The organism is Scytonema sp. UIC 10036 (genome assembly GCF_009725235.1).
Genome location: NZ_WJFC01000302.1, coordinates 1 through 12210, shown reverse-complemented (window position 1 = coordinate 12210; position 12210 = coordinate 1). Strand labels below are relative to the sequence as shown.

Annotated in this window: 12 protein-coding genes; 3 read left to right on the top strand and 9 right to left on the bottom strand. The window is 41.7% G+C overall.

Going from position 1 to position 12210, the window contains the following annotated elements; all coding sequences use genetic code 11:
- The first annotated feature begins 147 nt into the window (after window positions 1–147).
- The 3 genes from F7734_RS57745 to F7734_RS57735 all read left to right on the top strand — a co-directional run bounded on the left by F7734_RS57745 (window position 148) and on the right by F7734_RS57735 (window position 1880).
- On the top strand, window positions 148–537 hold the full coding sequence (locus tag F7734_RS57745; RefSeq protein ID WP_166482795.1) for a four helix bundle protein: 390 nt from the start codon (window positions 148–150) through the stop codon (window positions 535–537).
- A gap of 65 nt (window positions 538–602) precedes the next feature.
- Complete coding sequence (locus tag F7734_RS57740; protein ID WP_155753134.1) at window positions 603–977, top strand: DUF1257 domain-containing protein; 375 nt, start codon at window positions 603–605, stop codon at window positions 975–977.
- A 45-nt stretch (window positions 978–1022) separates the two neighbouring features.
- A complete protein-coding gene (locus F7734_RS57735) occupies window positions 1023–1880 on the top strand; it encodes a nucleotidyltransferase domain-containing protein (RefSeq protein ID WP_155753133.1) in 858 nt (285 codons plus the stop codon).
- Between the two features lie 132 nt (window positions 1881–2012).
- Here F7734_RS57735 and F7734_RS57730 read toward each other — a convergent pair whose 3' ends face one another.
- From F7734_RS57730 to F7734_RS57690, 9 genes are all read right to left on the bottom strand, one after another.
- Window positions 2013–3326 carry a CO2 hydration protein gene (locus tag F7734_RS57730; protein WP_155753132.1) on the bottom strand — a complete coding sequence of 438 codons (1314 nt, stop codon included), beginning with the start codon at window positions 3324–3326 and terminating at the stop codon, window positions 2013–2015.
- Between the two features lie 168 nt (window positions 3327–3494).
- Complete coding sequence (locus F7734_RS57725; RefSeq protein ID WP_155753131.1) at window positions 3495–5000, bottom strand: NADH-quinone oxidoreductase subunit M; 1506 nt, start codon at window positions 4998–5000, stop codon at window positions 3495–3497.
- A 40-nt stretch (window positions 5001–5040) separates the two neighbouring features.
- Complete coding sequence (locus F7734_RS57720) at window positions 5041–6903, bottom strand: NAD(P)H-quinone oxidoreductase subunit F (protein ID WP_155753130.1); 1863 nt, start codon at window positions 6901–6903, stop codon at window positions 5041–5043.
- A gap of 621 nt (window positions 6904–7524) precedes the next feature.
- Window positions 7525–7671, bottom strand: a complete 147-nt coding sequence (locus F7734_RS57715; RefSeq protein ID WP_155753129.1) for a hypothetical protein — start codon at window positions 7669–7671, stop codon at window positions 7525–7527.
- Between the two features lie 87 nt (window positions 7672–7758).
- Window positions 7759–9318 (bottom strand): Hsp70 family protein, encoded by a 1560-nt coding sequence (locus F7734_RS57710; protein ID WP_155753128.1) that lies wholly within the window; start codon window positions 9316–9318, stop codon window positions 7759–7761.
- 83 nt (window positions 9319–9401) lie between these two features.
- Window positions 9402–10208: a helix-turn-helix domain-containing protein gene (locus F7734_RS57705; protein ID WP_155753127.1), complete on the bottom strand. Its 807-nt coding sequence runs from the start codon at window positions 10206–10208 to the stop codon at window positions 9402–9404.
- A gap of 2 nt (window positions 10209–10210) precedes the next feature.
- Complete coding sequence (locus F7734_RS57700; protein WP_155753126.1) at window positions 10211–10429, bottom strand: DUF2997 domain-containing protein; 219 nt, start codon at window positions 10427–10429, stop codon at window positions 10211–10213.
- 78 nt (window positions 10430–10507) lie between these two features.
- Window positions 10508–11029, bottom strand: coding sequence for an adenylyl-sulfate kinase (cysC, locus tag F7734_RS57695; protein ID WP_347566465.1), 522 nt, complete (start codon window positions 11027–11029; stop codon window positions 10508–10510).
- A gap of 13 nt (window positions 11030–11042) precedes the next feature.
- The gene (locus F7734_RS57690; RefSeq protein ID WP_155753124.1) at window positions 11043–11912 is read right to left on the bottom strand and encodes an STM4011 family radical SAM protein; all 870 of its coding nucleotides are present in this window, start codon (window positions 11910–11912) and stop codon (window positions 11043–11045) included.
- Window positions 11913–12210: the final 298 nt, after the last annotated feature.

The following is a 12210-nucleotide window of genomic DNA, read 5'->3' as shown; positions in this document are numbered from 1 at the left end:
ATCTATTATAGTTTTTAAAGCATTTGTTAATTGATAATTTCTAATGTCTTATAGCTAATTGCTAATGGCTAATTGCTAATGGCTAATGGCTAATTGCTAATGGCTAATTGCTAATGGCTAATTGTTAATTTTAAGACTAGGAGTTATGTGTTAAGACCTAACTTTGAGAAACTAGAAGTTTATAAATTAGCGGAGAAATTAGCTGATGAGATTTGGGGAATTGTTATTCAGTGGGATTCTTTTAATAAAGATACAATTGGAAAACAAATTGTTAGATCTGCAGATAGCATTAGCGCGAATATAGCAGAAGGAGAAGGAAGGTATAATTTTCAAGATAACAAACGTTTTATAAAAGTTGCAAGAGGTTCTCTATATGAAACAATAAGCTGGTTAAGACGTGCCTACAAACGAAATCTTCTAACAACTGAACAAACTCACTCTTTATCTATGATACTTAACGAGCTGTCTCCTAAACTCAATGCCTACCTAAATTCCATAGGCAAAACCTCAAATAACCAGTCCTCAATTAGCAATTAGCAATTAGCAATTAGCAATTAGCCATTAGCAATTAGCAATTAGCAATTAGCCATTAGCAAATAATCATGTCACACTTTACAACAATTAAAGTCCAAATCAAAAACGGTGAATTTTTACATCAAGTGTTGCAGGAATTGGGTTACCAAGTAGAATGCAACACCACAGTACGCGGATATCGAGGCGATCGCACTCATGCTGAGTATGTCATTAGGCAGACAAATGGCTACGATTTGGGATTTCGCCGCAATGGAGAAAATTATGAGATAGTAGCAGATTTTTGGGGAGCAAATATTAATCAACAGCAGTTTGTGAATTCAATAACCCAAAAATACGCTCATAAAACTTTGATAGCGACGATACAGGAACAAGGCTTTAATCTTGAGGAAGAAGAAGTCTTGGAAGATGGAACAGTGCGAGTTATCGTAGGGAGATGGGTATAGTAACCTCTCCATTAGCCATTAGCCATTAGCCATTATGGAGTCAATATGAATCAGCAATTGCCTCAGTTCATTCACCGCGTTGTCGATCGTTTGCAGTCAATTCGGGGAATTGCAGCAATTGCTCTAGGTGGTTCAAGAGCACGAGGCAATCATACACAGAAGTCAGATGTGGATCTAGGAATTTATTACAAGCCAGAGAATCCGCCCGATCTGATTGCTCTAAATCACCTTGCCTCTGAACTTGACGACAACCACCGCGCAAATCTAATTACCCCAATTGGTGAATGGGGGAAATGGATTAATGGCGGTGGTTGGCTACACATAGAAGGTGTACCTGTAGATTTTCTCTATCGTGATGTAGATCGGGTTAATCGTGTCATTGGTGATTGCCATGCTGGGCAAATCACGATTGATTACCAACCAGGGCATCCTCATGGCTTTGTGTCCTCTATTTATATGGGTGAAGTTGCCTTTTGTCTGCCACTTCACGATCCAGATGGCGTTTTAGACGCTTTAAAGGCTAAGACAACTCCCTATCCGATTCAGCTTAAACAAGCAACTGTTAATACTTTTGCCTGGGAAATTAGTTTTTCACTGTTAATTGCCCAAAAGGCAGTTGCACGGGGTGATATTGCCTATGCAGCTGGTTGTTGTTTCCGCAGCGTAGCTTGTATGAATCAGGTATTATTTGCACTTAATGAAGAGTACTTGTTGAATGAGAAAGGCGCGGTGGCAGTTGCCAACAGCTTTGCACTGTGTCCACGGAACTATCAACAACGGGTTGAGTCAGTGTTTGCTAATTTAGCGGTTGATGCAAAATCAATAGTGGATGCGATCGCCATCCTTGAAGAAATTGAGCAGGATTTGAGTCAATGGTATGGCAATCGTCGGTTAATCATGTAAACTCTCAGGGGAAACAGGAAATTAAATTCCCTCCCCTTGGAAAGGGGAGGGTTAGGGTGGGGTAAAACTCCAGATCAAACCCTGATTTGCAAGCTATTTCAGATTTGTCTGCTCTTTTCAAGAGGAAAGATATCAACGATAATCCTGCCGTTGAATATCACGCAGACGGGCAGCATTACGAATACCGTATTCGGGGCGAGTGAAGCGATTTAACTGAGTCTCAAAAAAGTCTCTATTAGCTTGTAAATGTTCGGGATCGGGGTCATCTAAAGGATGACAAAGTGCAGTTCGTAATGCTTGAATAACAGCAGAGGTAACACAGTACATTGACCGTTGAAAACTAATTCCCAACTGAATTAACATATCCTCCTCTCCCCGGCAATGTTGCTGGTAGTAATCTACAAGATATTGTGGTAAGAAGTGCAACATATCTTGCATCAGCAATGTTGGTGGAATGCCTGCAGTACCTACTGGAAAAACGTCTGCGTAGAGAATTCCATAGTGGAAGTCTTTTTGGTCTTCTGGCACTTGATTTGCTTGAGCATTGTAGGATTTTGTACCTCGGAATGGAGCTGTCCGATAAAATACAGCTTCTACGTAAGGTAATGCAGCTTCATAGAGCCATACAAATCCTTTAGATTTGGGGATGATTTCGTAGCATTCACCACGAATATAAACATGATGGTAAATCGGACGATTTGCAACTGCAAAAATCCCATTTACGATAAAATTCATTGCCTCTGGGACAGTCGTAATTTTTCCTTCGTCATACAAATCTGACATTTCAAAGAATACAGGAGCCATGACTTCCCAGAATAACCCCAAATTAGCATAGTAAGACATCTGACGGCACTGTTCGAGAAACATATCTGGGAACAGTTTGTAGAGTCCTAACATGAGTGGGTTGCCTTTAAAGTAAGCTTTAATTGCTCTATCGGCGTTAGCTTTGTATTCGTCAGTATCTAAGTAAGGATCGAATTTCCCACCCATTCCTCTATGCCAAAGCATTGCTCTCATACACGCTTCGGCAAACTCCATGTTGATGCGATCGTGGAATAAATGATGCAAAATCTTTGGCATTTTGAAGGTTTCTCCCTTCTCCATAAATGCCAACAGTTCTGGGTGAGCATGAGCTTCACCACGCCAAACTCTCAACTCAGCATCATCACCAGCGTAGTGATTGTGACGGTCTAAATACTCCTGAGAAATAAAGTATTTAAAAAAGGGAAAAGGGTTTAAAAATACTTGTTCGGCAATATATAATAGGTCGCGCCAGTAGAAGTCCATAGGGACTGCATAAGCTTTGTAAAGACCGATAATTTGCATTAAGTTTTCTGGAGTGTCAGGCAACATTGCACCGCCCGCTTCCAAACGATGAATAATTTCTGCAAATTCATGGGTTGAAGGAGGTAACTTCGCTTGAACTTTATCTGGAGTTTGTACCATGTTTTTGACTTCCTTAAACATATCGTTAATGGTTAGTGGTTAGTGGTTAGTGGTTAGTGATTAGTGATTAGTAGATAGTGGTTATTGGTCTAATCAAAACCAACAACTAACAACTAACAACTAACAACTAACAACTAACAACTAACAACTAACAACTAACCAATGCCTTCATTCTTTAAGAGCGACTTGAGGTTGAGGTGCGATCGCTTTTTCAATAGGAGGAATAGCAGTCACCATTGCTGTTGTTGGCTCGCTCCAACGCACTAACCACTTAGGCTGTACTCCCAAAAAGATAATGATCGCTGCCAAGACAAAGGCAGGTATTTTCTCAGACCATAAAACTCTGGGATAGTAAGCTAAGTTGTTGTCAAGTTTGCCAAAACAGGTACGGTTAATCAGAATCACAAAGTAAACTGCAGTTAAACCACTGGAGGCAACACATAATAGTGTTGGGATGGGAAAGACTGAAAAACTGCCTTGAAACACGATAAATTCAGAAATAAATCCTGTCATTCCTGGAATGCCAGCGCTTGCCATGCCTCCTAAAATGAGTAAGCTGCTTATCAGTGGTAAACCCCGCATAGGACTCATTAAACCATTCAGTTTATCCAACTCGCGAGTTCCAACCTTAGCTTCCACAACTCCCACCAGATGGAAGAGTATCGCCAGGATAATTCCATGACTCACCATTTGAGCAATAGCGCCAATCAGTGCTAGAGGGGTGCTAGCGGCAGCCGCTACTAATATATAACCCATGTGACCGATGGAACTATATGCCACCATGCGCTTGATGTCTTTTTGTGCAATAGCAGTGACTGCTCCGTATACAGCACTGACTGCCCCCCAAATGGCTAAACTTGGTGCAAGAATACTCCAAGCTTCAGGAAACAACGCCATCCCAAATCGCAAAACCCCATAAGTTCCCAACTTTGCCAACACGCCACCAAGAAGAATCGCAATGGGGGCTGAAGCTTCAACGTAAGCATCCGGTAACCAAGTGTGTAGGGGAACAAGAGGAATTTTGATACCAAATCCTAGTACAATTCCGCAAAGAAGAATGATTTGCAGTGCTGTAGATAGAGTTTGAGTTGAGAGTGTATTGTAATTAAAATCAGTTGAACCCGTGAGCCAAACTGTACCTAAGAATGTTGCCAGAATTAATGCTCCTGACACAGCAGTATAAATCAGAAATTTGATGCCAGCATAAGCTCGCTTTTCACCGCCCCAAATAGAAATCAGCAGATAGAAAGGTATGAGTTCTAGTTCGTAGAACAAGAAGAAAAGCAATAGATTCTGTGCTGCAAATGCTCCGGCAACTCCTCCACTGACTAATAAAATAAGGGAATAAAAAAGTCGGGGACGTTCTGTTTTTTGCTCGCTGCTGTAAATAGCAATCCAGGTTAGCAAACTATTTAGTATCAGCATCAATATGGAAAGCCCATCAGCTCCTAATTGATAGCTTAAACCAAGAGTTTCATTCCAAGGCAGATATTCCTGTAGCTGTAACCCCGAATTGGAAACATCAAATTTCAGCAGGAGAAAAATATTCCAAAGAAGAACTATTCCAGAAGTCGTTAGGGCTGTTAAACGAATATTACTTGCAGGTATAGTTCTTGGCAAAAGACTAATAACAGCAGCACCTAAAATAGGTAGCCAAATCAAAGTACTCAACATAGATAAGTTCAATCTAAAAGACGTGTTTTTGTTTTATTTACTAAAAAAACAAGTTCATCAAATGAACTCCCCAGTATTGCCAACTCATGAGCGCTCCCAATACGCCGACTCCTAACAACACGGTAAATGCATAAAACTGTGTTTGTCCCGATGTGCTGTATTTCAAACCTTGTCCGCTTAAGATGGAAATTAAACCAACTAAGTTAACAATTCCATCAAACACAAAACGGTCGATAATGTCTGCCAGTTTTGAAATGAGATCGACGCTCAAAACTATACTTCCTCGATACAGTTTTGGAGTGTAAAAATCGTATGCTAATAGATCTTGTAATATCTTTACAGGGAAGCGAATAGGTTTGGCAATTATGTTGCTTAGATAAATGACGGCACTAATGCTGCAACCAAAAATACTCGACCAGATAAGTAGTAGTGCAACATCTTTATTGAGAGTTGCCCAATCTGGTAGCAGTGATAAACTTTGCAACACTAGGGGTAAATGGAGAGTAAAACCAAGCAACACGATCGTGGGTAGAGCCATCTGCCAACCAACTTCGGGCGAGCGTTCGCTCATTTGCTTGGTTTTACCGCCAAAAATTAAACTGAATTCCCTTGTTAAGCTGAAACCTGTTAAGGTATTGACTAATATAATGATTCCTACAAGCCAAGGTTGAGTTTCCCACAATCCGGAAGCGAGTTCTAGTAATGCCCAAAAACCGCCTAAAGGTGGAAAACCGATTAACCCTAAAATTCCGACTACATAAGCTATGCCCGATACCGGACGGCGCGACCAAAGTCCTCCTAGAAGGGTGACATCTTGAGTAATGCTATTCCAGACAATAGCACCAGTACTCATGACTAAAAGCGCTGCGGCTAAGGCATGGGTAAGAACTAACAACAATGCTGCTTCATCTTGTTGAGTTCCTACAGCAATAAACACCAAACCCATATAAGCACTGACGGAGTAAGATAAGCAGCGCTTGATATCAATTTGGGCGATCGCAATCAAAGAACCACCCAGCGCTGTGACTGCACCAATCGCCACCATAACAGAACTTACCACAGGAGACAAGTTCAAAACAGGTTGCAGCTTAATCAGTACCCAAGCGCCACTAGCAACGACCACGGAGTTCCGTAGAATCGTACTGGGAATAGGTCCTTCCATTGCTTCATCCAACCATAAATGCAAGGGGAACTGAGCGCACTTACCCATTGGACCTGCAATGAGTGCCAAACATGTTAAAGTCAAGAACACAGGGTTGACATCAGCGGTCTCTGCCCACTGAGCTAAATCTGTATAATTCCAAGTTCCAGCCACAGACCAGATTGCCAGAACCCCCATGAGCAGAAATAAATCTCCTACCCGCTTGGTTAAGAAAGCATCTCTAGCACCAGTCACAACTAAAGGTTGACTAAACCAAAGTCCTACTAATAAGTAAGTTCCCAGAGTCAGGATTTCCAGAATCACATAACTGAAGAACAAAGAGTTGCACAAGACAAGAGAACAGAGACCAGCTTCAAACAATCCAAGTAGAGCATAGAAACGCGCCCAGCCCCAGTCCATCTCCATGTAGCCGATGGCAAAAATTTGTGCTAAAAAATTTAAGCCAGTGATTACAATTATCGCACCCACACTTGCTGAGGAGACGGCTACATCAATAGAGAGATTTAAACCAGCCGTACTCAGCCAAGGTATAGATACTTCATACGGTACTTGATTCCAGGTTGCTGGAAATGCTAGAGCCGCATGAACAAACGACAAAAACGTCATGACTAAGTTAATATAACCTGCTGGTCTTGGCCCTGTACGCCGAATGATTCCCGGCGACCAAAAGATGGCTAAACAACAGCCAACAAGAGAATAGCAAGGAATTAACCAAACACTTTCAAGCAGAAAAGAAGCCATTCAATCTCCTTTAAATTTGCAGCAAAATAGAACGCTGTTATCACATAACAACTGTTACCTTTTCTCTCTCCCAAAAATGACCTACTTGAATAGACCCCCAAGCATCAAAGGACTCTAAGAAAGAGGAAATCAAAATCGGTCACCTTATGGTAAGGAGAGTGTTTTCCCAAAAATGCAAATGTGCATTGAAAATTTAAGTGTTATTTAATCTTCTTAATAGATTATCTTCTATTGTCATCAAAAGTAAATTAGTGAACTACACAATTAATAGATGCTTACTCTAAGAAAATCTTATAATTGTAAAATTTCTTATTATTGTTATTGATTTTTCTCTATGGTAGTCAGAAGCTCTCTATCTTTTGGCAGAAACGCTTTGCACCCAGGCTAAGTTTTATATGCTGCCTGAATATACTATGGGACTCTTATTTGATTTTTACAATGCTAGTGGGTAGGGCTATGCCGCACAAAAGTCTTAGTGGTGGGCATTGCCTACCCTAATATCTTTTAAAAAATTTACTAAACTTAACAATTAAGAGGTAGCTTTATCATATACTAGAAAAAACACGTAAGTTCTTGCGAGGACTAAATATACATATTGACTAAACTGGAGTTTAGACTAGACTAAGCAACAAGGAACGAAACTCCAGTACTCAAGAGACAGTGCTTAACACCCTCCAATCCTCCCAAAACTACACCAGCTACTGGAGGAGGATTTTCGCCACCAAGAACTGTACCATCTTTTCTAGGTTGATTGAGGTTTTGTGACATTGCATTTTTACCTTTGCACTAATACCAGTGTTCTCAATTCCGAAGTTTGGCGCTCGCAGTTACAAACTGAATCTTCGTCTTGGCGGTTTATTGAAGTTTAGCGATCGCCCCCCTCTCCACCAATATATTTTTTGTCAGCAAATCCTTCACCGTTACCACCAAAACCCGTTGTTCGTTCACTTCAAACTGCACTTCTATCCTGTCTACTCCCGTTTCTCCAGGTGGATCGAGATGCGCCACACACACCTGTTGGTGATGATTTTCCAAAGAACGATAGGTATCTTGCTTCACCAAATGCATACTTGTCATCCGTCCGCTAGCATCATAAATAACCTCCGCCTGTGACACCTCTGCAACTTCCCCGATATCCAGACGTATCTCTCGCTGTCCCTGTGTCGCAACTTGTAGCGTCAAAGGTTGAGAACGTGCTCCCGGATAGCGCATCCCTTTTTCAATTAATGTTAGATAAGAATAAGTTTTGCTGTGAGGTTCCCAAAGCCGAATAGCATAGCTGTGGCGCAGATAATCATCAACAGTCACCATCTTGCTCAAAGCTAATGCACCATGTGCTACCGCTTCAAATGGCTTGTCTAACTTCACCTTTTGTCGCCCAAAGTAAGAAGTGACAAGTTGCTGCACTGCAGGGATCTGACAAGTCCCTCCTACCAGCAACACCTGTTCGATAGATGATTTGTTGATTCCCTTAGTCAGAGCGATCGCAAGAACTTCATCCAAAGCTTGTCGCAACACCTCCAATAACTGTTCTGCTTCCAAAATCTCTGCTAACTCATCCCGATTCAGCTGCAACTCGTGGGACATAAAATTCTCATCATCAAACCAAGCTTCCTTTGCTTCATCAGCCGTCGAAAGCCTAATTTTTAGTTTTTCTGCCACTTCCAGCAAATTTTGCCAACCAATTTCTCCCACCTCAGTTCTCGAAGAAGCAATTTGCTTGAGATAATGCTCGACAATCCATGTATCAATATCAACACCACCAACAAAAGCATCCGACTTGGCGAGAACCTCCGCCCGCACTACTTGATGTTCGGAAGTCACACTAACAGTTCTTACAAGACTTAAATCGAGAGTTCCACCACCAAAATCTACCACCAACACCACAGAACCGGGGCGTTGCACTGCATAACCAAGAGCAGCTGCGGTAGACTCATCCACAATTTGTACTTTAGGAATACTCAACTTGTCTGCAAAAGCGCGAAACCAATCGAGATAACGCTCAAAAGCTCCTACGGGAACAGTAAAAATAGCATGACTGGGTTGCAATTGTTCTTCAACCATTTGCCAAATGTTTCTTAGGAACAGTTCCGAAACAGCTTCCGCACTGTAGTTGTTACCATCCAACAATCGAGGAGGTGGAACAAAGTCTGCAGCTAATTCCCGTTTAAAAGCTCGAAAATATCGCTCTGGTTGGACAAATCCCAAACGCTTAGCTCGTACTTGTTCGCCAAAGAGTAAGCGATTTTCCCCTTCTACAAACACCAAACTCGGTACAACACTGACTTGCTCTCCCCCAACTTCAAACCGACGTGAAATTAAGTCGAATTTCAAGGTTCGTGGTGTTTGTGTAATTAAGTCAGTTGTACACACAACTGTGTTACTCGTACCAAAATCAATTACTACGGTTGTCATTGGTTAGTGGTTAGTTGTTAGTGGTTAGTTGTTCTCCCTAGTCCCCCTAGTCCCCCTAGTCCCCCTTGTCCCTACCCCTACCCCTACCCCCTACTCCCTACTCCCATAGGCAAAGTGCGACTGACTTTTGCTGGACAGAGAATGTCTTCTTTATGTCTGTAACCTACAAATCGGATATAAACCATCTCGCCTTCCGTCATGTCAGACGCATCTGGTTGATGAATTTGAGGATTGTAAGGGACTTGTTCCCAAGGTTTGCCAATCTGTTCGTAACCCCATTCTTTCATCAGGTTCTCTAAAGGAGTAAACATCGAAAGAACATTTTTGGCTGGTAGTTCTGGTTTCACACTTACCATCTGGTAAATGCTGGGGTAGTTGGAAAGTAATGTTTGTAATTTTTCAAACGTGGTAGTCCGAAACTCGTGTGTTAGTTCAGTCCTTTGCTGTTGCAATTCTTCGTGCAGTCGCATTCCTTCTTGACGCAGTGCATCTTTCTCTTTTGCAAGCACTTGCAACTGCTTCTGTAGTTCCAAGCATTCTTGACGCCTTGCTTCTAACTCTGGGTGTGGTGGCAATACATCCAGTTTTTCTAGAAAATCACTGAAAGGTATTGACAGCGCTTTGGCAACTTGGGCTAGTTCGCCCAACTTCATAGAAGCCGCTTGTCCATCTCTCAGTTGCCAAAGGGTAGTGCTGCTTATTTCTGCTTTCTGCTGCAAAGTTTGCCAGTTGGGAATGTTTTCCCGCTTCATCAATCCCAAAAGAAAGGTATCTTGCTGGTTTCCAGTCGCGTAAATGACTTCAAAAAGAACGCGTAGGAATGCGATCGCTCCCATTAATACCAAAAGACTCGCAAGCAGAATAATGATGATATTAAAACTAACAAACATTCTTAACTACCTTTTTGCTTGATGGATTGGTTTTCCGTTGAGCTTAAGTTCTCATCACCCTCGTAGTACTCTGGCAAAAGCTCCTGGTTTTCTACCTCTCCCAGAGCTTGTTCAATACCTGACGTCGTCGTCGTACAGCTAGAACCAGAAGCATTAATGACTGTTTCCGTAATTTTACCATCTTTTCCAATACGGTATTCCACTTTTTGATACTCCGCCATAACTGTTCCTCCGCATATAATTGAACTCATTGCTACCAAGGGAAAAAGATATTCTTTTTTCTCTCACCCAATCTAATATCAGCAATAACCTAACTCTTTAACTTTCGCCAAGACTTTAGTGACACTTTTCTCCAGAGTTTCACAATCTGTTTGACATTCAACTTCTGGATGGATTGGTGCTTCATAGGTTTCGTCGATGCCAGTAAAATTTTTGATTTCTCCAGAGCGTACCTTTTTGTATAAACCTTTCACATCTCGTTTCTCACACACCACAAGAGGCGCATTGACATAAACTTCGATAAAATCTTTAATCCAATGCCGCATCGCATCTCTTTGAAGACGATAAGGGGAGATCGCACAAACGACTACAATCTCACCTTGAGATGTAAGAGTACGGGCAAGAGAACCAATCCGCCGAATGTTCTCCTGGCGATCGCTTCTGCTAAAACCTAAATCCCTACATAGGGTTTGGCGCATCACATCACCATCAAGGGTTGTCACCCTGTAACTTTGGAATTGTAACTCCCGTGCTACAGCTTGACCAATAGTTGTTTTCCCCGCACCACTCAACCCAGTTAACCAGATTGTGAATCCTTGCATTTTGTGTTTCATACTATACTATGTCTGGGTTTGCCCAATCAACAGGTATTCTTTCTAAGATACTATTTCCAAACACTTTATCTAGTTCTAAATACTCTAAATGGACGTAACCGATATGACAGTAACAAGTGTCGTTGGTACAGGCTCGATCATATAATGCTTCTTCAAACTTGGGATCGTAAATATTTCCAATTGGTTCTTTAATAAAGTGACAACGTCGCATAGTGCCATCACCATCAACAGAAATCACAGATTTTCCAGCACGGCAAGCATAACCAAAACTGGGGTAGTGGTGAATATTTATCTGAAAAAGCGGATCGATGGACTTGAAAAAATTCATATCCTCTTTAGATAAATTGCCAATTTCTCGCTTAACTGCATTAATCCACAAGTAGATGTGTTGCGGTAACTCATAACGTAGAGCTGCAATCTCATCTTTAAACTGAGGGAAACCAACAACACCCGTACTAAAACGGATACCCCGCTTATCAAGTTCAAGACACTTGGCAAGGAAACGCTGGCGCGACACCCATTCTGGATGAAACGTTGCCCACAAAGCAAGACGGTTCTTGTTGCATTTTGCCACCCAGTCGAGTTGACACGAAAGATTGGTTTGAATTGCTGCCTTATTGACGTGAGGCATTTGTGTTAGCCTTATCAAAGCTTGTTGATACCACTGATGGATTAGCGCTTCACCCCAAGGCGTGAACAGAATTGAGAAACGGTTCTGTGGATGTTGGGCAATCCAATCTGTAAACCTTTCCAATGCTTGTTTATCAACAGCTAATTCTTTTGGTGACTGCTGCCGTTTAGCAAAGGGACAGTATTCACAGCCATAGTTGCAACTCATTAAAGGTCCGCGATAGAGAATGGTAAGATGCATGATTAGTTTAAGATTCAAAAGAGAAAAACGAAAGTTGCAAGCATTTTGAGTGCTATAGCGTTTTTTAGTCTGCTGAGGTACAAAAGATTTTCATAGCTGTTTCAAACGCCAACTGAAATATCACTAAATCTTCATGACTCTTAAATGACTTTGTTGTCACAAATTAAAAATCCTCTATCCTGTCTCCTTATGTTTCCCACTTTTCTTCCCGATCTACCTTGTCCCCCTTGTCCCCCTTGTCTGCGTTGTGCGTGTCTCTTATACACGTGTACGAGCGGTCGAGAGTAAGGGCTGTGTG